Source organism: Cupriavidus basilensis, assembly GCF_008801925.2.
Taxonomy (GTDB): domain Bacteria; phylum Pseudomonadota; class Gammaproteobacteria; order Burkholderiales; family Burkholderiaceae; genus Cupriavidus; species Cupriavidus basilensis.
In genome coordinates this window covers 2,808,092-2,830,574 of sequence record NZ_CP062804.1, presented here as the reverse complement: position 1 = coordinate 2,830,574, position 22,483 = coordinate 2,808,092, and the positions used below count along the sequence as shown (strand labels likewise).

Below are 22,483 nucleotides of genomic sequence, written 5' to 3'. Positions count from 1 at the left end.
GGGAGTGCAATGGCATACGCCGACGACGCCGCCCACGACGGACCGCAGAGCTTCTTTACCCGCTACATCTGGAGCCAGGATCACAAGGTGATCGCGGTGCAGTACACGCTGGTTGCCATCTTCGTTGGTCTGGTGGGCGTGGTGCTCTCCAACCTGATGCGCCTGCAGCTGGGCTTTCCCGGGCACTTCACGTTTATCAATGCCAACCGCTACTACCAGTTCGTGACCATGCACGGGATGATCATGGTGATCTACCTGCTCACGGCGCTCTTTCTCGGCGGCTTCGGCAATTTCCTGATCCCGCTGATGGTGGGGGCGCGCGACATGGTGTTCCCGTACCTCAACATGTTGAGCTTCTGGGTCTACTTCCTCTCGGTGCTGGTGCTGCTGTCGAGCTTCTTCGTGCCGGGCGGGCCCACCGGCGCCGGCTGGACGCTGTATCCGCCGCAGGCCATCCTGCCGGGCACGCCCGGCTATGAGTGGGGCATCATCCTGATGCTGGTGTCGCTGGTGATCTTCATCGTGGCCGCCACCATGGGCGGGCTCAACTACGTCACCACCGTGCTGCAGGCGCGTACCGAGGGCATGACGCTGATGCGCATGCCGCTGTCCGTGTGGGGCATCTTCATGGCCACCATCCTGGCGTTGCTGGCGTTTCCCGCGCTGTTCGTCTCAGGCGTGATGATGCTGCTGGACCGCACGCTGGGCACGAGCTTTTTCATGCCGGCGATTGTTTCGCTGGGCCAGCAGCTGAACTACAAGGGCGGCAGCCCGCTGCTGTTCCAGCACCTGTTCTGGTTCTTCGGCCACCCGGAGGTGTACATCGTCGCGTTGCCGGCGTTCGGCATTGTCTCCGACCTGGTCAGCGTGCATTCGCGCAAGAGCATCTTCGGCTATCGCACCATGGTGTGGGCCATCCTGGCCATCGGCGTGCTGTCGGTGGTGGTGTGGGCGCACCATATGTTCGTGAGCGGGATGAACCCGTACTTTGGCTTCTTCTTTGCCACCACCACGCTGATCATCGCCATTCCCACCGCCATCAAGGTCTATAACTGGGTCATCACGCTGTGGCGGGGCGACATCCATTTCTCGGTGCCGATGCTGTTTGCCATCGCCTTTATCAGCACCTTCGTGATCGGCGGGCTGACCGGGCTGTTCCTGGGCAATGTCAGCGTGGACATTCCGCTGTCGAACACGTATTTCGTGGTCGCGCACTTCCATATGGTGATGGGCGTTTCGCCGATCCTGGTGGTGTTTGGCGGGATCTATCACTGGTACCCCAAGGTCACCGGCCGCATGCTCAACGACAAGCTGGGGCACATCCATTTCTGGGTGACGTTCGTCGGCACCTATGCCATCTTCTTCCCGATGCACTACCTGGGGATCCTTGGCATGCCGCGGCGCTACTACGCCTATGACAACTACGCCTTCATCCCCGAGTCGGCGCACACCATGAACGCTTATATCTCCGTGGCGGCGTTTATCGTGGCGGCGGCGCAGTTGCTGTTCATCTTCAACCTGGCCTGGAGCGTCAGGCACGGCAGGCCGGCGGGGTCCAATCCCTGGCGCGCGGCCTCGCTGGAGTGGCAGACGCCGGACACGCCGCCCGTGCACGGCAACTGGGGCGCGGAGCAGCCGGTGGTGCATCGCTGGGCCTATGCCTATAGCGTGCCGGGCGCGAGCGAGGATTTCATTGCACAGAACGCGCCACCCGAGGCCGGGGGCGCCGAACCCGAGCCGCATACCCGCCATGGAGCGGTAGCATGAACGCGAACCTGGTCTATCGCACCGGTGCCGACGGCGAGCGGCGCCCGGGCCCCGGCCCCGGCGATGTGGGCAGGCAGCGCGCGGGGCCCGCGCCGGCCAGCATCGGGCTGTGGGTGTTCATGGGCGTGGTGAGTTCGCTGTTTGGTTTGTTTATCGCCGCGTACGCCATGCGCATGGATTCGCCGGACTGGCACGCCGTGGCGTTGCCGTGGCAGGTCTGGCTGTCCACGGCCTTGCTGGCTGCGGGCAGCGGGGTAATGCTGGTGGCCGCGCGCGCGGCCCGCGCCGGACGTGTCACGGTGGCGCACCGCGCGCTGTGCTTTGGCGGACTGGCGGCGGCAGCGTTCGTGGCTTCGCAGTTGTGGGCATGGCAGGCCCTGCTCGCCATCCACGTGGTGCCTGCCAATAACCCGTCCGGCAGCTTCTTCTACCTGCTGACCGCCATGCATGGCCTGCATGTGCTGGGCGGCCTGGCCGGCTGGGCGATGGCCATGCGCGCCGGGCCGGGCAGCGCGCTGCGCATTCGCCTGTGCGCGCGCTACTGGCATTTCCTGCTGGCCGTGTGGCTGGTGCTGCTGGCCGCGCTTGGCTGGCTCACGCCGGAGTTCGTTCGCTTTATCTGCGGCCGCGGCTAGGCGGCCCCACCAATTCCCGAAGGAGACGTGCCCATGTCTTCGCTACCCACTTCATCCGCACCGGCGGTGACCGGCTTGCGCGGGCTGGTGGCTGACTGGTCCTCGGACCAGCAGGCCTTCAAGGTGTCGTGGGGCAAGGCGATGATGTGGATCTTCCTGCTGTCCGACACCTTCATCTTCAGCTGCTTCCTGACTGGGTACATGACGGTCAGGATCGCCAGCACGGCGCCCTGGCCGAACCCCAGCATCGTGTTCGGGCTCAAGGTGGGCGGCACCGAGGTGCCGTTGCTGCTGATCGCCATCATGACCTTCGTGCTGATCAGCAGCAGCGGGACGATGGCGATGGCCGTCAACTTTGCCTACCGGCGCGATCGCGTGAAATGCGCGTTGCTGATGTTTGCCACGGCGCTGTTCGGCGTTTCCTTCGTCAGCATGCAGGCTTTTGAATGGACCAAGCTGATCGTGACCGAGGGCGTGCGCCCGTGGGGCAACCCGATGGGGGCGCCGCAGTTCGGCTCCGCTTTCTTCATGATCACCGGCTTCCATGGCCTGCACGTGAGCTGCGGCGTGATCTACCTGCTGATCGTCGCCACCAAGGTGCTGCGGGGCCGCTACGAGCGCACGGGCAACTACCAGATCGTGGAAATCGCCGGGCTCTACTGGCACTTCGTGGACCTGGTGTGGGTGTTTATCTTCGCGCTGTTCTATCTCTGGTGAGGCCCCTCATGGCTGCGTCGACCCCGTCTCCCGAATTGCCCGCGCAGGCCCCCGCGGTTGCCGGCTCGCACGGCGATCTGCCGCATGGGCAACCGCATGGGCAGCAACATGGGCAGCAACACCCCATTGGCCTGTACCTGAAGATCTGGGCACTGTTGTTCGTGCTGTCCACGCTGTCCTACCTGGTGGACTACTTCCATTTCGAAGGCTATCTGCGCTGGACCCTGATCCTGCTTTTCATGGTGATGAAGGCCGGATTGATCGTGGCCGTGTTCATGCACATGGCCTGGGAGCGGCTGGCGCTGATCTGCGCCATCCTGCTGCCGCCGCTCTGCCTGCTGGTGCTGGTAGGCCTGATGGCGGCCGAGGCGGACTATACGTTCCTATTGCGCGGCGTCTTCTTCCGCTGAGCGTGCCTGCGCGTGCGGTGCATGTTCCGTGCGGGCCATCCGGGTACACTTGCCCGGTTGCCCGCCAATAAGAGGAAACCATGCACCCAGCTACGGAAGCCATCCTGATCTATAACCATGGCCGCGATCCCGAGCGGCTGACCCGCAAGCTCGCCGCCATCGCCGCCGATCCTTTCGCCTTCCTGCGCGGCACCAACCATCTCTACGCGGCCTCGGTGGGCACCGAGGCCGCGCTGATGGAAGCACCCACCACCTATGTCTGCGGCGATCTCCATCTGGAGAACCTGGGCAGCTTCAAGGGCGACAACGGCCTGGTTTATTTCGATCTGAACGACTTCGACGACGCGATGGTCGCACCGCTGACGGTGGACCTCGTGCGCCTGCTGTCCAGCCTGATGATCGCGGCGCCGCAGCTTGGCCTGTCGGCTGCCGACGCGCGCGCGGGCGCCGAGCGCATGCTCGATACCTACGCGGCGGTGCTGGCCAGCGGCAAGCCGCGCTGGGTGGAGCGCGCCACCGCCACCGGGCTGGTGGCGACGCTGCTGCGCCGCGTCAAACGCCGCCGCCGCGGCGAGATCCTGGCGGCGCGCACCGTGCGGCGTGGCGGGAAACGGCGCCTGCTGATCGACAACACCCATGCGCTGGCCCCGCTCAAGGGCGAGCGCAAGCGCGCTGGCGCCATCCTGCGCGAGTTCGCGCGGCAGGCCCATCACGGCCAGTTCGTGGCCGACGACGCCGCGCGGCGGGTGGCGGGCGTGGGCAGCCTGGGGCTGGAGCGCTATGTGGTGCTCGCGCATGCGCCCGGCACGCCCACCGCCCAGCGGCTTATCGACATCAAGCGCGCCGCGCCTAGCGCGTGGCAAGGCTTGCCGTATGGCGCGCAACCCGCGTGGGGCAGCGACGCGTCGCGCGTGGTGCATATCCAGCACGCCATGCAGGCGGCTTCGCCTGCGCTGCTCTCGGCGGTGACGATGGGTGACGGGCCAGCAAGCCCGTCCTATATCGTCAAGAGCCTGCAGCCCACGGCCGACCGCGTGAACCTTGGGCCTCACACCGATCGCGCCAGCCTGAATGAGGTGCTTCTCACGATGGCGCGCTCGGCGGCCTGGGCGCACCTGCGCGGCTGCGGACATGAAGCCGCCGATCGGATCGAGGCGTTGCAGGAATTTGCCGCCGGTACGCGCTGGCGCGCGCCGGTGCTGCGCCTGGCGCGGCACGGCTGCGAGATGGCCCAGGCGCAGTGGAAGGACTTTGCCGAGGATTACCGCAAGGCCCGGGGGAAATAAGCCTGGTTTGCGCGCTCGCCAGCCGTCGCCAACCAGTTTTTCCTGGCCGGGCGGTTGCCCGGCCAGGACGGTACATCAGACCTGCGTGATGAACTTGGTCACCAGGTAGCCATCGAAGGTTTCCTGGCCGCCTTCGCTGCCGATGCCGGAATCCTTGATGCCGCCAAACGGCGTCTCGGCCAGCGCCATGCCGAAGTGGTTGATGTTGACCATGCCGGCTTCCAGGCCGTTGGACACCACCGTCGCGGTCTTCAGCGAGTTGGTGAAGACGTACGAGGCCAGGCCGAACGGCAGGCTGTTGGCGCGGCGCAGCACTTCTTCCACGTCCTTGAAGCGCGTCACCGGCGCTACCGGGCCGAAGGGCTCGTCGACCATCAGCTTGGCGTCGTCGGGCAGGTCGGTGACCACGGTCGGGGCAAAGAAGAAGCCCTTGTCGCCGATGCGCTTGCCGCCCGCCACCACCTTGCCGCCGCGATAATTGGCGTCGTCCAGGAACTGCTCCATCGAGGCGATGCGGCGCTCGTGCGCCAGCGGCCCCATCTGGGTGCCGTCGTCCAGGCCGTCGCCAACCTTGATCGAGCCAATCACCTCAGTAAAGCGCGCCAGGAACTTGTCGTAGGCTTTTTCCTGCACGTAGAAGCGCGTGGGCGACACGCACACCTGGCCGGCGTTGCGCAGCTTGAAGCGCGCCAGCATCTCCGCTGCCGGCTCGATGTCGGCGTCGTCAAACACCAGCACCGGCGAGTGCCCGCCCAGTTCCATGGTCACGCGCTTCATATGGGCGCCGGCCAGCGCGGCCAGTTGCTTGCCCACCGGCACCGAACCGGTGAAGGAGATCTTGCGCACGATCGGCGATTCGATCAGGTAGGTGGAAATCTCGCCCGGCACGCCCCAGACGATGTTCAGCACGCCCGGGGGCAGGCCTGCATCGTGGAACAGCTGGGCCAGCGCGACCACCGCGCTGGGCGAGTCTTCCGGTCCCTTGAGGATCAGCGTGCAGCCGGCGCCGATGGCCGAGACCATCTTGCGGATCGCCTGGTTGAAGGGGAAGTTCCACGGCGTAAAGGCAGCGCACACGCCGATCGGCTCGCGCACCACGATCTGGCGCACGTTGGGCTGGCGCGGCGGGATCACGCGGCCGTAGATGCGGCGGCACTCCTCGGCGTGCCATTCGGCGTGCTCGGCGCAGATCATGACTTCGCCGATGGCCTCGGCCAGCGGCTTGCCCTGGTCCAGCGTGATGTTGCGGCCGATGTCCTTGGCGCGCTCGCGGGTCAGTTCCGCCACGCGGCGCAGGATCTTGGAGCGCTCCAGCGGCGAGGTCTTCTTCCAGCTTTCAAAGGCGCGCTGCGCGGCGGCCAGGGCGCGGTCCAGATCGCCGCGGTTGGCATGCGGCAGCTTGCCCAGCAGTTCCTGGGTGGCGGGGTTGATGACGTCTTGCTCGCGTCGGTCCCCTCCCTTGACGAATTCCCCGTCGATGTAGAGGGCGAGATCCTGGTACATGCCTTTCTCCTGAAGAAGGTTGCGTGCGACAAGCGCAGCCGGTGCCGCCGCGGTGGGGGGTGCCGCGCGTGGGCGCGGCGGCCAAACCGCAAGCTTAACGCGTCGGCCGGTTTTGTGCATCGGCAGGCGCCGGCGTTTCCGAGGGGGCGTGGGAAGTGCTGCAAAGGCCACCGTCCGTGCCCACTCACGGGCCAGGAAGAATGGCTGATGCCCCGGGCTCAGCCGCGCCGCATCGCCACCATGCTGCGCGTAGCCAGCGCTAGTGCGTTGTGCCGGTTGCCGCCGCCCAGGTCATCGGAGATCGCCGTGGCCGCGTTCAGCACCAGCGCGGCAAAGCCCTTGATCTTGTGCGGCTTGAACCGCTCGGCGGGCCCCGACAGCCCGATGGCGGCGATGACGTGCCCGTTGCCGTCGCAGATCGGCGCGGCCACGCCGTAGACGGTCTCGCGCCACTCGCCGCGGTTGACCGCATAGCCCTCTTTGCGCACCTTGGCCATCTCCCGCAGGAAACGCTCGGGCTCGACGATGCTGTTAGGTGTGGACGGCACCAGCGTGGTGAACATGCGCTGCAACGCGGTGTCCGGCTGGAAGGCCAGCATCGCCTTGCCGGTGGCCACGCAGTGCGCCAGCGCCCGCCCGCCGATCTGGGTATAGGCGCGCACGGGGTTGGGGCTGTCGATCTTGTGCACGTAGACTACCTCGGCGCGGTCCAGCACGGACAGGTGCACGCTCTCGCCGCTGGCGTGCATCAGCTTGTCCATCCACGCCTGGGCATGGCGGCGCAGGTCCAGCCGCGAGAGCACCGCCGAGCCCAGTTCCCAGAGCTTGATCGACGCGCTGTAGCCGGTGCCGGAGGCGTCGCGAATCACATAGTTGAGCTCGGTCAGCGCTTGCAGCAGCCGATGCACATTGCTCTTGGCCAGGCCCAGGTGGGTGGCGATCTCGGTGAGGCCCAGCGGCCGGTCGCTGTGCGCCAGCAACTCGATCACGCCGAGGCCCTTGATCAAGGTGTTGTTCATTGAAGCGATGTCTTAATGCGAATGGCGCAACCCTGTTCTCAAATGTGGAACGATAGTATCGTATTTTGCAACTCCCTATAATCGTCGCAACGCGGCAGGCAGCCTGCCGAAGAGGTCGGCTGATTCACTGCCGCCGCCGCCTCTCTCTCCTTGCCTGTGGATGCTTCCCATGCGTGATCTCGACCAACAGGACCTGCCGCTGCAAGGCGTGCGGGTCGTGGAATTCTGTACCGTTGCCGCCGGGCCCTTTTGCGCCATGTTGCTGGCCGATATGGGCGCCGAGGTGATCAAGGTGGAAGCGCCCGAGGGCGACACCTTGCGGCAGTGGCCGCCGCTGTCCGATGGCTTCTCCGAGAACTTCGCCTCGCTCAACCGCAACAAGGAGTCGGTGGCGCTGAACCTGAAGGATGCCGCCGACGTGGCGCTGGCGCGTGCGCTGATCCTGGATGCCGACGTGGTGATCGAGAACAACCGTCCCGGCGTGATGGACCGGCTCGGGCTGGGCTACGCCAGCTTTCGCGAGCAAAAGCCAGGGCTGGTGTATTGCTCGGTGTCCGCCTATGGCCAGAGCGGCCCGCGCGCAGGCGAGGGCGGGTTTGACCTCACCATCCAGGCTGCCGCCGGCGTGATGAGCGTGACCGGGGAGCCCGATGGCGCGCCGGTGAAATGCGGCGTGCCGCTGGCGGACTTCGCTTCGGGGCTGTACGGTGCCTTTGCCATTGCCAGCGCGCTCACGCGTGTGCGGGCCGGCGGCGCGGGCACGCATATCGATGTGCCGATGTACGGCTGCACGCTCGGCATCGCCGCACTGCAGACCAGCGAGTACTTCGGCACCGGCAGGAGCCCGGCCAAGCTGGGCTCCGCGCATCCGCGCAATGCGCCCTACCAGGCCTTCCAGGCCGCCGATGGCTACTTTGCCATCGCCGCGGGCAACCAGAAGCTGTGGCTCGAAGTGGTGCGCGTGGTGGCACTGCCCGCCCTGGCGCAGGACGCGCGCTTTGCCACCACGCGCGACCGCGCGGCCAACCAGGCCGCGCTGAAGATCCTGCTGGAAGAGCGCTTTGCCACCGCTGGCGTGGCGCACTGGATAGCCGCCTTCAATGCCGCTGGCGTGCCGCATGCGCGCATCAACGACTATGCCGCCGCGCTGGACGATCCGCAGGTGGCGCATATGGATTGGGTGCGCCCGCTGACGCTGCCTGGCGGCCACCAGACCCGCACCTTCGCCTCGCCGCTGCGTTTCGACGGGCTGGGCTTGCCGATCCGCCGCGACCCGCCGGCGCTGGGCGAGCACAACGCCGCCGTGCGCGCCCGTTACCAGGCGGCCACGGCAGCCACGGAACAAGACCCTACGTAAAGTCAAAGGCAGATAGAGGAACCATCATGAGCGACAAGACCGGCAACATCGATCGGCTGCGCGCGTTCGTTGCCACCATCAGCCGCGTGGTCACGCAGGCGGAACTTGCGGGCAGCAGCGAGGCGGACATCCTCGCGCAAGCCAGCGCCGCGCTGAGCGAACTGGTGGCGCACGACGACTGGCTGCCTGAGGCCATGGCGCGCCCGCATCCCGTCTACTACCAGCAGCATTTGCTCTATGGCGATCCGCTCGATCGTTTTTCGCTGGTCAGCTTTGTCTGGGGGCCGGGCCAGCAAACGCCCGTGCACGACCACACGGTGTGGGGCCTGATCGGCATGCTGCGCGGCGCCGAGGTGGACCAGCACTACCGCGTGGAAGGCGGCCGGCTGGTGGAAGACGGCGATGGCGTGGTGCTGAGCGCGGGCCAGGTGGCCGCGGTCTCGCCCACGCTGGGCGATGTGCACCGCGTGCGCAATGCGCATGACGACCGGGTGTCGATCAGCGTGCATCTCTATGGCGGCAATATCGGCCGCATACAGCGTCACGTGTATGACGCCGCCAGCGGCGCCACCAAGCCGTTTGTATCCGGCTACTCCAACGCGCTGGTGCCCAACCTGTGGGCGCCAGTGGCACCACCGGCGCAGGGGTGAACGTGGAACAAGCCGGTCTGCTGATTGACAAGCAAGGCGACGTCACCCGATTGACGCTGAACCGGCCCGAGCGCGGCAATGCGCTGTCGGCCGGGCTGGTGGAGGCACTCGCGGCGGCGGTGCTGGCGTGCTACCACGATGGCACCCGCCTGCTCGCCATTGACGGCGCCGGCGCGCATTTCTGCACGGGGTTCGACCTGGGTGAGCTGGATGGCGAGAGCGACGATTCGCTGCTGGCGCGTTTCGTGCGCGTCGAACTGCTGCTGCAAAGCGTGCATGGCGCGCCCTTTACCACCGTAGCGCTGGTCCAGGGCCGCGCCATGGGCGCGGGCGCCGACCTGATGGTGGCCTGCGAGCAGCATTGGATCGCGCCGGGCAGCACGCTGGCTTTCCCCGGCGCGGCCTTCGGCCTGGTGCTGGGCAGCGCGCGGCTGGCGCAGCTGGTGGGCGTGGCGACGGCGCGGGACTGGATCGCGAGCGGACGGGCGGTCCAGGCCGAGGAAGCGCTGGCCTGCGACATGGCCGGCAATTTGATGGCGCCGCAGGCGCGCGCCGCCGCGCTTGCCACGCTGGCACAGCGTGCACGCCGGCTGGATGCGCCAACCCATGCCGCTATCCAGGCCGCCACGCAGGGCGGCCACGCCATGGCCGAAGCGGCGCGCGCGGCGCAGCTGGCCGAGCTGGTGCGCTCCGCTGCCCGGCCGGGCCTCAAGGCGCGCATCGCCGCTTACCGGGCGGCGTCCAGGCGCTGACTCAGCGCGGCTCGGGGCTGAACGCCGGCAGGTCCGGCCATGCCAGCGCTGCCCAGGCGCCCTTGGGCGGCGCCAGCAGCTGGCGCAAGCTGGCTGCATCGAAGGCCTTGCCCAGCGGGTCGGCGCGGAATGCGGCAAGCCATTGCTGGCGGCCGGCGATAAAGGCATGGCCGAAGTCTTCCCAGCTGGCAAAGCAGTCCTGCGCACGCTGCGCGTTGAGCAGGAGCACGCGCCAGGCGGCCATCGGCTCGACCCAGCCCATCAGCATGACGGTGCGTGCAAAAAAGGCCATCCGGACGCAGGCGAAGGCCAGCGCGGCGCGTGGATCGTCGGTCGGCAGCAGCGCATGCAGGTCGGCGCGAAACCACCGGGATTCGAACACCTGGGCGAGGTGCTGGCGCACTTCGTCATCCGTGGCATTGGCGCGGAACTCCATCTGATGCAGCAACTGCACGCGGAACAACGCGCGCGTCGCGTCGGTCATGTGGTCCGAGGCGGGGTCGAAAAACCCCGTCATGCTGGTGGCATCGACCATGGGCTGCGCCAACGTCAATGCCCATTGCTTGCGCGGCGTGAACACAGCGGGACGCTTGGGGCGCAGGAAGCGGTAGACCCGCCATAGCACAAAGGCCCCGAGGAGCAGGTAGAAGACATTGATGCCATTCATCCGATCTGGCGCTCCGTGACACCTCGCGAGGGCGAAGCCTGGATTTGCGCCGCGCGCGACAGCGAGATGTCCGGCCACGGCACGCCTTCGGTGGCGACAACCGCCTCGGCGTCACCCGCGCCCGGCGTTTGCCGAGTGGCATACCGGACCGATGCCGCCATCGGCGAACGCTGCGCCAGCAAGCCAGGCTGGCGCGCGGCGACCAGCCACTCCACCATTGGCGTCGGCGCGCTGAGCCTGACAAAGAGCTGTGGGTAGCGGGCGACCAAGCGGGTCTGCGTCGTGGCGTCGGCCACGTCTTCAATGCGCGCCCAGCCGGCTGGCGTGCGTACCACGCCGATGGCGATGCAATCGTCGGGGGTTTCCTCGTCGGTACCCAGGGCGTTCAGGCAGGCCAGCACATCTTCCACGTAGCGCGCGATGGGCGGCTTGTTCTGCTTGCCCTTGACCTGGTCGACGGTGAGCGCGCCATTGGCCTGCACATGCACGCTGATGGTGATATGCGGTTGCCCGCTGGCATCGCGGAAACTCAGCAGGCGCAGGCGCTGCTGCGCCACCGCTTCGGCATAGCGCTCGCCGTAGCCGCCGGACAGCGCGCGCCGGTCGGAAAACTGCCCCAGGCAATGCCGCATGACATAGCTTTCAAAGGCCATTTCCGCGCGCAGCAGCGCGCTGTCGGGCAGCAACTCCACGAACACGCCATGCGGCGTCGGCAGCAAGGTGCGCAGCGCTTCGGGCTGGCTATGGCGCCAGCCGCGCTCGATGCGCGTGGCCATCTCGGCGTGTTCCTTGTCCCACAGCGCCAGCGCCTGCGGGCAGGTGATGCGGTCGAGCTTGCCGTCGAGAGCGGTGCCCTTGCGCGAGGTCAGGAACTCGACGAGCCGCGCTTCCAGCGCCAGCAGGCGCGGCTCGACAGGATCCACCCAGACGACCGGGGCCGGTGGCGCTGCTGTTTCACCGCCGCTTGCCTTGGCCGGCGCGCCAAAGCGCGCCGCAACCCACTGCGGCATCGCCTCGGATCTCAGGGCCTGTCGCGCACCGTCGAGCGAATCAATCTTGACGGCCGGCTCGAAGTTGGCGACGAGATGCCGATAGAAGTGGTTGAGCAGCCAGGCGCGCACCGCCGCATCGTCGCCGCGCGCCTGGCTGCGCGCAGCGATGCCCGCCTTAAGGGCGCCGGCATTGAGGGCGTTGCGCGGCGCGTACCCCGTTGTCCGCCTGGCAGTACTCATTTCCAGACTTGCCACCAGCTTTTGCTCTTGCCGGCGGGGTTGGCTTGCGCGCGGTAGAGCGCCACTTTTTCCTCCATCGCCTTGACATCGGCGAGCTCGTCTTCGTTGCTGCGCGGATTGAGTGCGATGGCACGCTCGAAGAGCGCGGCGGCCTCGGCGTGGCGCTGCAGCCCGCTGAGTGTGTCGGCCGCCAGGCTGACCATCCAGGATTCCGAGCAATGATCGACGTGGCGCGCGATGCGGCTCCACAGGGCCGCGGCTTCTTCCGGGCAGTGATGCGCCAGGTTGAAAGCCATTTGCAGGCGCACGCCCAAGTCCTTGCTCGACAGCTTGCTGCCGTCCTGGCCTTCTTCCCGCTCCCATTTCACCAGGCGCTCCACCCAGATGGGAATCTCGCGGTCGCGATCGAGCTTGTACAGGGCCTGCGACACCTCGCTCAGGTAGTCGTTGGGGTCGTGCCGGCTGTAGCCAAACTCGGCGGCGTAGTGCCAGAGCTGCTCGGCGGCGCTGATGATCCCCTCGGAATCCTGCATTGCGATCCGCACGCTCAGCAGGCCGGCGTAGTGTTCGGCAAACGGGCTGGCGGCGATGCCGCGCCTGTGCAGCTCGACAGCATCCTCGTAGCGCCGCTCGTCGTACCGGTAGATGATGGCCAGGTTGTTGCACAGCATGGAGTAGAGGTGCGCGCAGGCATCGTACGGATGGCCGGCGCCGCTCTCGAAATAGCGCTCCAGGCACGCCTGCCCTTGTTCGTAGGCGGCAATCTGCAGCTTGATGAAATCGCTGTAGGTTTCATTGCGCGACTCGGCGGGGACGCGGTCCAGGTGTTCCCCGAGCAAATCGCCAAGCGCGACCCCGAAGTTGTACGCCCACAGCCCGCTTGGCAGCGAGAAGGCCGGCAGCTTCAGCGTCTGGATCACCCCAAGCGATTGCACCCGTGCCTCGAACAGGGCATAGGCCGTGCGGTTGTCCTGCATGCTGCCTTCCTGCGCCGCCGCATACAGCCGCGCCGCTTGCGTCGTGGCATCGATGCGGCCCGCCGCGCCGTCGTTGACCGCCGCCAGTCTTGCGATCCATGGATGGCCCGGCGAACGCTGCTCGGCCAGCGCGCGTGCTGCGTCGAATACCGCCTGCAGGGCCTGCGCATCCACTTGCTCACCCACGGCGCCAAAGAGCGCTTCATGGGTCGGGGAGAGGGTCCGCAAATCCTGTTCTCCCTCTTGCGCTTTTGACAGGAAGGCCGCCAGCGTCTCTTCCGTGTTGCAGGCCCGCATGGCGCACAATGGCCACCAGGCCGAGTCGTCGGCCGCATCGGCCAGCCGCGCGTGAACCAGCTGCGCGGCGCCGTCCCACATCTTGTCCTCGACCTGATAGATGTGCAGGAACGCCCGGCGGCCGGCCTCGTCAGCGCGCTGGGCTTCCATCAGCCACGGCAGCTCGTATTCGATGAAGTCATCGCTGCCGTTCGACGACAGGCTATGGCGCGCGGCGGAGCAGGCGTTCAGCGCGCCGGGCAAATCGCCTTGCGCGTACAAGGCGCGCGCCGCGAGCCGGGACAGCCGGACTTCCAGCTCACGGCGCTGCGGCAAGGACCATTGCGCGCTCAGGGCCCTCGTGGCCTGCTGGAAGTCGGCAAGGCGCTCGGGCGCGATGCCGATCAGGGCGCTGCCCAGGCGCAGCCAGTCGTTTTCGTCGACGTCCTGTTCCGCGTCAGCCGTCTGCAGCGCCAGGATGGCCGCGCCAGCCGCTGCGCGGGCCTCGTCGTTGCTGTCATGGCGCGACAGCGCCCAGGCGCGCCGCCGATGATAGTCGGCGAGGTCCCATGCACGGAACGGCGCGCGTTCCGCGATGGCCGCGTTCAATGCATGGCGCAGGTCAATCGTCTCCAGCGCAATGCCCAGCTTGCGCAGCTCCAGGCTATCGAACACGCGAAGCTGCCGATATCGGTCCGCATTCAGCTCCGGCATCCCTGCCACGATGGCGCGCATCTCAGCGAGGGCACGCTGGATGCTCTCTTCCTCGTTGACGTGGTTGGCTATCTGGAGGCGATAGAGCGCCAGGTGCATGCGCAGCTCGGCCTGCGCTTCGCGCGGCGTGGCTTCCAGCGTGCCGGCGCCGTCTGCGTTGACCACCGCCAGCGCCGCCGCCGGATCCCCCGCGCGCATCCATAGCGTATGCAGCCGGTCGATGGACTCAAGGGAATCGGCCCGCAAAGGCTTGGCGCGCAATCTGGCCAGCAAATCAGCGGCTTCGCTTGAATTGCCTTCCTCGAGATCGGCTTCGAGGCGATCCAGTAACTGTTCCAGATGAACACCGGTCAATGCGTTGCCATTGCTATCCACGGATCTTTCCATAATGTGATCTAATTTTCACTTAACGCGCGATTCTACCCGGAGATGCCACAGACCCGGAAAATGCGCTCCATGGCTCGCCCAACGGCGTCGCGGTTCAAGCGTTCACCACGCTAAAACGCCCCGCCTCCTTGGGGGAGGCGGGGCGTTTCAGTGTGGTTGCCCGTACGGGGCAATGGGCAATGCGTCGGGCGCAGGGGGCGAGCGTATGCGCCTAGTTCTTCTGCGCGTCGGCGGGCGCGGCCGACATCTCCTGCTTCATGGTGTCGTTGTTGGCCTTCTTCTCGGCGCTCTTTTGCTGCTTGGCGGACTTCACATCCTGCTTGTACTCTGTCTTGGCGGCCTTCTTCTTGGCCTTGTATTCGTCCGAGGCCTGCTTGTTGGCATCGCGGCGCTGGACCAGCGGATCCTTCGGCGGCTCGATCTGTGTCATGCCGGCCGGCACCGCGGCATTGCCGCTATCGGCAGGAACGGTGGGCGTCTGGGCAAAGGCGGCCGCACATAGCAGGCCGGCAGCCAGGGCGGTGGAAGCTTGCAAAAAGCGAATCGGCTTGTTCTTCGTCATATCGGACCTCACGGTTCATGGATGGAAACGGCGCTTGGACGCCATGGCGGGGACGCCGCGATGGCCGCTCTGCGAGACACCAAGTGCCACTTGCGTATTGCGTTTCGCCCATGTTTGACTCCTCGCGCGCAGAGCCCGTGCCCTGATCCAAACAACTGCTTACAATTGGCTTTCTGTCTGACAGACGACTACCGACAAGGGCTGTCAGCAAGGTGTGACATAGTGGCGAACATGGGCATCGCACATGGCATTGCCCCGCGGTTTCCAACGAGCCCAGTCGCAACAAGAACACGACAAGAACACGACAAGAACACGATAAGAACACGAGACCCCTCGAACATGCCAACAAAATCCAAAGCCCAGCTGACCACGGGCCCGATCGGCCGCACGTTGCTGCTGTTTTCGCTGCCGGTGCTGGGCAGCAATATCCTGCAGTCGCTCAACGCCTCGATCAATTCCGTGTGGGTGGGGCATTTCCTCGGCGAGGCGGCGCTGACGGCCACCTCAAACGCCAACATCATCCTGTTCTTCCTGCTCGGCGTGGTGTTCGGCATCAGCATGGCCAACACCATCATGATCGGGCAAGCCGTGGGCGCGCGCGACCTGGTCGAGGCGCGCCGCGTGGTAGGCACCAGCACCACCTTCTTCATCCTGCTGTCGGTGCTGGCGGCGGCACTGGGCTACGCCTTCACGCCCGACATCCTTGCCGCGATGGGCACGCCGGCCGATGCCAGGGCGCTTGCCATCAGCTACCTGCGCATCATCTTCCTGGCGCTGCCCTTCATGTATTTCTACAACTTCGTGATGATGACGCTGCGCGGCGCGGGAGACTCGCGCACGCCGTTCTATTTCATGCTGTTGTCGGTGGGGCTGGACGTGGTGCTCAATCCGCTGCTGATCTTTGGCATCGGCCCGTTCCCGGAGCTCGGCATCGCAGGCTCGGCGCTGTCCACGCTGATCGCGCAGTTGGCGAGCCTGGCCGCGATGCTGATCGTGCTCTACCGCCGCCACCACTTCCTGGCACTGCGGCGCCACCAGCTCGCCTACCTGAGGCCCGATACCGCGATCCTGCGCGCGCTGGTGGCCAAGGGCTTGCCGATGGGGCTGCAGATGGTGGTGATCTCGTCGTCGGCGATCGTGATGATGTCGCTGGTCAATCGCTACGGCTCGCAGACCACCGCCGCCTATGGCGTGGCTTCGCAGTTGTGGACGTACGTGCAGATGCCCGCGCTGGCGGTTGGCGCCAGCGTGTCGTCGATGGTGGCGCAGAACGTGGGCGCCGGGCTGTGGAGTCGCGTGGCGCGCATCACACGTGTAGGGCTGCTGTTCAACCTGCTGATGACCGGCACGCTGGTTGCCCTGATCTACCTGTTCAATCGTCACTCGCTGGGCTTGTTCCTGCCCGATGACGGCACGGCCATCGGTATTGCGCAGCATATCAATGCCATCGTGCTGTGGTCCTTCATCCTGTTCGGTTTCACCATCGTGCTGTTCGGCACCGTGCGCGCCACCGGCGCGGTGATGGCACCCCTGGTGATCCTGTTCCTGTCGATGTGGGTGGTGCGCCTGCCATTTGCCTGGGTGCTCGAGCGCACCGTTGGCGCCGATGCGATCTGGTGGAGCTTTCCGCTGGGCTCGGTGGTCTCGGTCACGCTGGCCGTGGCGTATTACCGTTTTGGCAACTGGCGCGCCGCCCATATCCTGCCGGTCGCGCCCGGGCCGGCCCCGGAGCCGGAGTTCGCGCCCCAGGCGCCCGATACCAGCATGGGCACAGCGTGCGAGGAAGCCCTGAGCACGGCCGGCGCCACCGGCGAGCAGGCGCTGGCGGGCGAGTCCCGCGCGATGTCGAAGCAGGGCGCCGACTGAGTCGCTTGCCCGCATGTCACCGGCGCCAGCAGAAGCCCACTGAACAGGCGCAAAACCGCGCGCCGTGACGACGGCTGTCGCTCCCTCGTCCCTCAGGGGGAGAGGCGAGCGCGGCAGCGCATATCTGGCGTGCCGGTAAGGTGATGCAAGCGGCCCTCGGGTCTGCCGGCACGCGTCCGCACCGGGTTGATCCTCGTGCTTTCCTTACGTCTTCCTTTCAGTCCCCTTCAGTTTCCCTTCGGCTTCCTTTCATTCGTCTTTCGGCGTTACATCACAGCGTGATGTATATGTTTTGGCGGTTTTTCCCGGCGTATCGGTGAATACCCCTAAACCAAGACAAATGAAAGCAAGCTGAAAGATCGCCTCTCTAATGTTCGTTCCATCCTGCAGGGACACTATTTTCTTCCTGCCGAACGGACCACCTCCGCATGCAAAGAGCCTGCGAGCGGAGGGGCACTGCTTTCACGTACTTTGAGGAGAATCGTTTTGCGCATACGCAGCCAAAAGGACTTTGCCTCCGGCCTGATGTTCATTCTGGTCGGATTGTGCTTTTCCTGGGTCGCCCGCGGCTATTCCATGGGAACAGCCGCCAAGATGGGCCCCGGATATTTTCCGTTTCTACTCGGCCTGGTACTCGCCGTGCTCGGTGCATTCGTGCTGATCGGCTCGGTATCGAAAAAGGGTGAAGCTGACCAGCTCGCCCGCTGGGACTTGAAGACCCTGTTGTGGATTCTGGGTTCGGTGGTGCTGTTCGGCCTGCTGCTCAAGCCGCTCGGCATGGTGTTGTCGGTGTTCGTGCTGGTGCTGGTGTCGTCGATGGCCAGCCATGAGTTCAGCTGGAAGGGCGCGGTCTTGAACGCGATCGTCCTGGTGCTGATCAGCATGGGCGCCTTCGTGTACGGCATCAACCTGCAGATGCCGGTGTGGCCTGCTTTCATTACTGGTTAAGGAGTCGGCCATATGGAATTGATTGACCATCTTGCCTTGGGCTTTTCCACGGCGCTTTCGTTGCAGAACCTGGCATACGCCTTCCTGGGCTGTGTGCTGGGTACCTTGATCGGCGTGCTGCCGGGCCTGGGGCCTCTGGCCACCATCGCCATGCTGCTGCCGGTGACTTACACGCTGCCCCCGGTGGCCGCGCTGATCATGCTGGCCGGTATCTACTACGGCGCACAGTATGGTGGCTCCACCACCGCTATCCTGGTCAACCTGCCGGGTGAATCGTCGTCGGTGGTGACCACCATCGATGGCTACCAGATGGCACGGCGCGGACGAGCGGGCGTGGCACTGGCCACCGCCGGCCTGGGTTCCTTCTTTGCCGGCTGCGTGGCTACCCTGATCCTGGCCGCGTTTGCTACGCCGCTGTCGGAACTGGCGTTCAAGTTCGGTCCTGCCGAGTACTTCTCGCTGATGTGCCTGGGCCTGATCGGCGCCGTGGTGCTGGCTTCGGGCTCGCTGCCCAAGGCCGTGGCGATGATCGTGCTGGGCCTGCTGCTGGGCCTGATCGGTACCGACGTGAACTCGGGCGCCGCACGCTTTTCCTTCGACATCCCCGAACTGACCGACGGCATCGACTTCGTCGCGCTGGCCATGGGTATGTTCGGCTTCGCGGAAATCATCGCGAACCTGGAGCAGAAGGAAGCCCGCGAGACCTTCACCGACAGCGTTACCAACCTCTGGCCGACCAGGGAAGATTTCCGTCGCATGATCCCGGCTGTGCTTCGCGGCACGTTCCTGGGCTCCGCGCTGGGCATCCTGCCGGGCGGCGGTGCGGCACTGGCTTCGTTCGCAGCCTACTCGCTGGAAAAGAAGACCTCCAAGTACGCACATGAGTTTGGCAAGGGCGCTATCGAAGGCGTGGCAGGTCCGGAATCGGCCAACAACGCCGCGGCGCAGACCTCCTTCATCCCGCTGCTGACGCTGGGCATTCCGCCCAACGCCGTGATGGCGCTGATGGTGGGTGCGATGACCATCCACAACATCCAGCCGGGCCCGCAGGTCATGACCAGCAACCCCGCGCTGTTCTGGGGCCTGATCGCCTCGATGTGGATAGGCAACCTGATGCTGATCATCCTGAACCTGCCGATGATCGGCGTGTGGGTGAAGCTGCTGACCGTGCCTTACCGCTTCCTGTACCCGGCCATTCTGGTGTTCTGCGGTATCGGCGTGTACTCGGTCAACAACCAGACCTTCGACGTGTTCATGGCAGCTGGCTTCGGCATCATCGGCTACCTGTTCCTGAAGCTCAAGTGCGAGCCGGCGCCGTTGCTGCTGGGCTTCGTGCTGGGGCCGATGATGGAAGAGAACTTCCGCCGCTCCCTGCTGCTGTCGCGCGGCGAGTTCACGGTGTTCGTGACCCGTCCGCTGTCGCTGGGCCTGCTGATCGCAGCGGCTTCGCTGGTTGCCATCGTTGCCCTGCCTTCCATCAAGGCAAAGCGCGAAGAGGCATTCCAGGAAGAGTAGTCGTCAAGCCCCACCCGCGCCGGCCTCGTGCCGGCGCGCGCAATGCAAGAAATGGGGTGCCTCGTGCACCCCGTTTTTTTGATCGGCGTGCCTGGTGCCGACCGGGCCGCTTGCAGGTAACACGCCCGGGTGCGCTCGCAGCGCCAGGGCTGCCGATGTAGATCCGCTCTATCGCACCGCTGGCTGGTGTGTCACAGGAGCCGCATGAGAGCGCCAACGCTAGACGGCTTCGTTTCGAAGCTGTACATCCTCAAGCTTGTCCAGTCGAGCCCGTCGACGGTCATGACGCTGGTCGACCGCCTGCGCGAGCATGGCGTGGAAAAGAACATCCGTTCGCTCAGGCCCATCCTGCGCAGCCTGATGATCGCACGCGCGATCACGGCGGAGCTGGTGGAAGGCAGTGGCCGCGTCTATTGCATTACCGATAGCGGACGCGAAGAACTGCACAAATACCTGTCGCACCTCGACGTCTTGCAAAGCGATATCGAGCAGACGCGCTAGGACTGCCGTACCTGGCCATCGCTCAGGCAGCCTCGCCCTCGGCCCACCGCGCCGGGTAGAGCAGCAGGCTGACGGTCGTGCCCCGCTCCGAAGATGCAATCGACAACTCGCCGCCAATAGCGGCTGCGCGGCTGCGCATATTGGCCAGGCCATGGCCCGGTGCGCCGGACGCCGCATCGAAGCCGTGCCCGTCGTCGCGGATCTCGATCAGGATGGCCTCGCCCTCGACGCTGGTGCCCGCGAAGCTGCGCGCCACCACTTGCACCGTCGCGCCGCCGGCATGCTGCATCACGTTGGAGAGGGCTTCCAGCAGCAGGTACTGTAGCTCGCGCACGATCTGCGGCGTCAGGCCGGCCACGGGCGGCAGCCGCTCCACTTGCCAGTCCACCCGCAGCTTCGCCGCCTCCAGGCGCGCCCGCAGCCGATAGCGCAGGTTGCCCAGCACCACGGCGAGGTCGCCGCCGGTGTCTTGCATGGCATCCACCGAGAGCTTCAATGCATCCAGCGCTTGCTGCAGATGTTGCTGCAGCACCATGGGCGAGCCATGGCCCGAGCGCAGCAGGCTGAGCGCGCCTACCAGCGTACTGCCCAGGCCATCGTGCATGTCGCGCATGATGCGCCCGCGCTCTCGCAAGGTGGCCTGCTCGCGCTCGATCTCGCGTGAGTGCGCATAGAGCAGATGCAATTCTTCTTCCTTTTGCGCAACCTTGCGGTCCAGGTTGCGGTTGAGCTCAGCCAGCGTGCTGGTGGTGCGCGTATAGCGGTCCACCAGCAGCCAGGCCATGCTGAGGCTGAACAGCTGAGAGACGTACTTGGTCAGCGAGGTGTCCCAGTAGAAATCGTTGCTGAACTGGATGCGGATCATATCGGCGGTGCTCAGCGCGCTGGCCAGCGCCACCGTGGCGGCCAGCACCAGGCGCTCGCGGCTGGGACGCCGCAGCGCCGCCCACGCCAGCGCCGTGGCGATGCCGCACGCCAGCAGCATGTTGATGGCCCAGTCGAACAGCTTGAGGCTGGGGGCGTTGAACAGGAATGTCATCACCACGATCAGCGGCAGCTTGATCCACAGGAAAGCGGTGACCAGCCACGCCGGCCACGGTGAGCGAACGTCGATGATGATCAGCGCGAACCGGGCGGTGGCCACGATGAACAGGGTCCGGCTGGCCAGCACCAGCACCTGCCACGCGTGCAGCGGCAACGGGGCGCTGTCCAGCAGGCGCTCGACCACGCTGACCGACCACGCGATCTCGGCTAGCGCATAGAGGCCGAACAACGGATCGCGCTGGCGCCACCAGATCAGCAGCGAGATCGCCGTCAGCAACAGGCTCAGCGCGGTGATCACCAACGGCCCGATCACGCGGAACCAAAGTGCACCCAGGTAGTGCGAATGCACCAGCTGGCCCGGCCCGAACTCGACGCGCGACAGGCCTGCCTTGGCATTGGCGCGGGCGGCGATCGTGATCGTCAGCTCGTTCTCGGGCCGTAGCATGGCCTCGGGCACGGGGATGTACAAGGGGCGCTGGCCGCCGTAGAGGGCAGGCGCATCCATGGCGCCGGAGGCGGCCAGCAGCTTGCCGTTGAGATGCATCTCGAAGCTGTTGGCCGCGCGCGCCAGGTACAGCGCGGGGATGTCCTGCCCGCCGCCGCGGTAGGGAAAGGCCAGGCGGTAGGTCGCCGTGCCATTGCGGCCGGGGTAGATGCGGTCCCAGTCGTGAGGCAGTGCGACCTCGGCCGGCTGTGGCGCCTGGCCTTGCCCGGCGCCGTCGGGGCGGACCACGGCCAGCGCTTGCTGCAGCACCTGCACCTGGTTTGCCGGGTCCGGCGCGGATGGCCGCGAGGGATCCTGGTGCGCCGCGCCGCAGGCGGTGACCCCACAGCCCATGGCGAGCCACAGGGCACTCAGGCACACCAGCCGCAGGATAGGCAGCAGGGCCATCGCCATTGGCCTCAAAAGGTCTTCAACAGGCCAAGCTTGTGGGCTTCGAATACGGCCTCGGTGCGGGAGTTGACCGCCAGCTTGCCGTAGATGTTCTTGATATGCGCCTGCACGGTGTGCACGCTGATCGCCAGGTGCCCGGCGGTTTCCGCATAGGTGTACCCGCGCGAGATCAGGTCGAGCACCTCGGTCTCGCGGGCGGATAGCGTCACGTCCATGCCAGGGGCGCCCTGTGCGTCCGGCGCCGGGATGCCAGGCACGCTGGCACTGCGCAGCCGGGTGATGACCTTGCGCGCGATCACCGGGCTCATCGGCGAGCCGCCGGCGCGCAACGCCAGCACGGAGGCGCGCAGGTTGTCGTCCGACTCGTCCTTGAGCAGGTAGCCGGTGGCGCCCGCGGCGATGCTGGCCAGCACATTGGCCTCGTCGCCGAACATGGTGATCACCATGCAGTCGCAGCGCGGGTACAGCCGGCGCGCGTGTCGGATGACATCGATGCCGGACCCGTCCGGCAGCCCGAGATCGCACAGCAGCACGTCGGGCTCGTGCGCCGCCAGCCACTCGCAGGCGCTGGCGCGCCGCGCGCAGGCCGCCATCACCTGAATGCCCGGCAAGCTGGCCAGCGCACTTTGCAGGCGCGCGCTGGTGGCGGGGTCATCCTCGACCAGCAGGACGCGGATATCGGCCTCCGGGGCCGCAGACAGGTTCTGTGAGGGCATGGTTCAGGCTGAAGTGGTCTCGACTATGGCGCGGATAGGCGGGGGGCGGTACTCCATATTCATGGGATGGCGTCTGGCGGCAATCGT

20 protein-coding genes are annotated in these 22,483 nt (G+C 66.1%); 12 read left to right on the top strand and 8 right to left on the bottom strand.

Going from position 1 to position 22,483, the window contains the following annotated elements; translation table 11 throughout:
- Positions 1-9: 9 nt before the first annotated feature.
- The 5 genes from ctaD (at position 10) to F7R26_RS33525 (ending at position 4,815) form a co-directional block, all read left to right on the top strand.
- Positions 10-1,767 carry a cytochrome c oxidase subunit I gene (gene ctaD / locus F7R26_RS33545; RefSeq protein WP_150987404.1) on the top strand — a complete coding sequence of 586 codons (1,758 nt, stop codon included), beginning with the start codon at positions 10-12 and terminating at the stop codon, positions 1,765-1,767.
- On the top strand, positions 1,764-2,402 hold the full coding sequence (locus tag F7R26_RS33540; protein ID WP_150987406.1) for a cytochrome c oxidase subunit 3 family protein: 639 nt from the start codon (positions 1,764-1,766) through the stop codon (positions 2,400-2,402). Before ctaD ends, F7R26_RS33540 begins: the two co-directional genes overlap by 4 nt.
- A gap of 33 nt (positions 2,403-2,435) precedes the next feature.
- Positions 2,436-3,119 (top strand): heme-copper oxidase subunit III family protein, encoded by a 684-nt coding sequence (locus tag F7R26_RS33535; RefSeq protein ID WP_150987408.1) that lies wholly within the window; start codon positions 2,436-2,438, stop codon positions 3,117-3,119.
- Between the two features lie 8 nt (positions 3,120-3,127).
- Entirely contained in the window at positions 3,128-3,529 is a 402-nt protein-coding gene (locus tag F7R26_RS33530) for a cytochrome C oxidase subunit IV family protein (protein WP_241754631.1), read from the top strand.
- Positions 3,530-3,609: 80 nt separating this feature from the next.
- Positions 3,610-4,815 carry a DUF2252 family protein gene (locus F7R26_RS33525; RefSeq protein WP_150987410.1) on the top strand — a complete coding sequence of 402 codons (1,206 nt, stop codon included), beginning with the start codon at positions 3,610-3,612 and terminating at the stop codon, positions 4,813-4,815.
- A 75-nt stretch (positions 4,816-4,890) separates the two neighbouring features.
- On the opposite strand, the gene F7R26_RS33520 is transcribed toward F7R26_RS33525, so the two are convergent.
- Together F7R26_RS33520 and F7R26_RS33515 are read right to left on the bottom strand one after the other, a co-directional pair.
- The gene (locus tag F7R26_RS33520) at positions 4,891-6,318 is read right to left on the bottom strand and encodes an NAD-dependent succinate-semialdehyde dehydrogenase (protein ID WP_150987412.1); all 1,428 of its coding nucleotides are present in this window, start codon (positions 6,316-6,318) and stop codon (positions 4,891-4,893) included.
- A gap of 218 nt (positions 6,319-6,536) precedes the next feature.
- Positions 6,537-7,337 (bottom strand): IclR family transcriptional regulator, encoded by an 801-nt coding sequence (locus F7R26_RS33515; protein WP_150987414.1) that lies wholly within the window; start codon positions 7,335-7,337, stop codon positions 6,537-6,539.
- A 169-nt stretch (positions 7,338-7,506) separates the two neighbouring features.
- Between F7R26_RS33515 and F7R26_RS33510 the strand changes: the two genes are divergently transcribed.
- The 3 genes from F7R26_RS33510 to F7R26_RS33500 are packed head-to-tail and all read left to right on the top strand — an operon-like array spanning position 7,507 to position 10,096.
- A complete protein-coding gene (locus F7R26_RS33510; RefSeq protein WP_150987415.1) occupies positions 7,507-8,694 on the top strand; it encodes a CaiB/BaiF CoA transferase family protein in 1,188 nt (395 codons plus the stop codon).
- A 26-nt stretch (positions 8,695-8,720) separates the two neighbouring features.
- Positions 8,721-9,344, top strand: a complete 624-nt coding sequence (locus F7R26_RS33505; RefSeq protein WP_150987417.1) for a cysteine dioxygenase family protein — start codon at positions 8,721-8,723, stop codon at positions 9,342-9,344.
- A gap of 2 nt (positions 9,345-9,346) precedes the next feature.
- Complete coding sequence (locus F7R26_RS33500; RefSeq protein WP_241754630.1) at positions 9,347-10,096, top strand: enoyl-CoA hydratase/isomerase family protein; 750 nt, start codon at positions 9,347-9,349, stop codon at positions 10,094-10,096.
- A 1-nt stretch (position 10,097) separates the two neighbouring features.
- On the opposite strand, the gene F7R26_RS33495 is transcribed toward F7R26_RS33500, so the two are convergent.
- From F7R26_RS33495 to F7R26_RS33480, 4 genes are all read right to left on the bottom strand, one after another.
- The gene (locus F7R26_RS33495; protein ID WP_170301921.1) at positions 10,098-10,763 is read right to left on the bottom strand and encodes a DUF1266 domain-containing protein; all 666 of its coding nucleotides are present in this window, start codon (positions 10,761-10,763) and stop codon (positions 10,098-10,100) included.
- On the bottom strand, positions 10,760-12,010 hold the full coding sequence (locus F7R26_RS33490) for a PcfJ domain-containing protein (protein WP_241754629.1): 1,251 nt from the start codon (positions 12,008-12,010) through the stop codon (positions 10,760-10,762). Before F7R26_RS33490 ends, F7R26_RS33495 begins: the two co-directional genes overlap by 4 nt.
- Positions 11,992-14,337 (bottom strand): hypothetical protein, encoded by a 2,346-nt coding sequence (locus tag F7R26_RS33485; RefSeq protein WP_150987421.1) that lies wholly within the window; start codon positions 14,335-14,337, stop codon positions 11,992-11,994. Before F7R26_RS33485 ends, F7R26_RS33490 begins: the two co-directional genes overlap by 19 nt.
- A gap of 223 nt (positions 14,338-14,560) precedes the next feature.
- Positions 14,561-14,911, bottom strand: coding sequence for a hypothetical protein (locus F7R26_RS33480; RefSeq protein WP_150987423.1), 351 nt, complete (start codon positions 14,909-14,911; stop codon positions 14,561-14,563).
- A 339-nt stretch (positions 14,912-15,250) separates the two neighbouring features.
- On the opposite strand from F7R26_RS33480, the gene F7R26_RS33475 reads away from it, so the two are divergent.
- From F7R26_RS33475 to F7R26_RS33460, 4 genes are all read left to right on the top strand, one after another.
- A complete protein-coding gene (locus F7R26_RS33475; RefSeq protein ID WP_150987425.1) occupies positions 15,251-16,777 on the top strand; it encodes an MATE family efflux transporter in 1,527 nt (508 codons plus the stop codon).
- A gap of 486 nt (positions 16,778-17,263) precedes the next feature.
- On the top strand, positions 17,264-17,725 hold the full coding sequence (locus F7R26_RS33470; protein WP_150987427.1) for a tripartite tricarboxylate transporter TctB family protein: 462 nt from the start codon (positions 17,264-17,266) through the stop codon (positions 17,723-17,725).
- A 12-nt stretch (positions 17,726-17,737) separates the two neighbouring features.
- The gene (locus F7R26_RS33465; RefSeq protein WP_150987429.1) at positions 17,738-19,240 is read left to right on the top strand and encodes a tripartite tricarboxylate transporter permease; all 1,503 of its coding nucleotides are present in this window, start codon (positions 17,738-17,740) and stop codon (positions 19,238-19,240) included.
- 204 nt (positions 19,241-19,444) lie between these two features.
- A complete protein-coding gene (locus F7R26_RS33460) occupies positions 19,445-19,741 on the top strand; it encodes a helix-turn-helix transcriptional regulator (RefSeq protein WP_043356716.1) in 297 nt (98 codons plus the stop codon).
- A 22-nt stretch (positions 19,742-19,763) separates the two neighbouring features.
- Here F7R26_RS33460 and F7R26_RS33455 read toward each other — a convergent pair whose 3' ends face one another.
- The gene (locus F7R26_RS33455; protein ID WP_150987431.1) at positions 19,764-21,677 is read right to left on the bottom strand and encodes a sensor histidine kinase; all 1,914 of its coding nucleotides are present in this window, start codon (positions 21,675-21,677) and stop codon (positions 19,764-19,766) included.
- 11 nt (positions 21,678-21,688) lie between these two features.
- The gene (locus F7R26_RS33450) at positions 21,689-22,396 is read right to left on the bottom strand and encodes a response regulator (RefSeq protein WP_150987433.1); all 708 of its coding nucleotides are present in this window, start codon (positions 22,394-22,396) and stop codon (positions 21,689-21,691) included.
- Positions 22,397-22,483 lie beyond the last annotated feature (87 nt).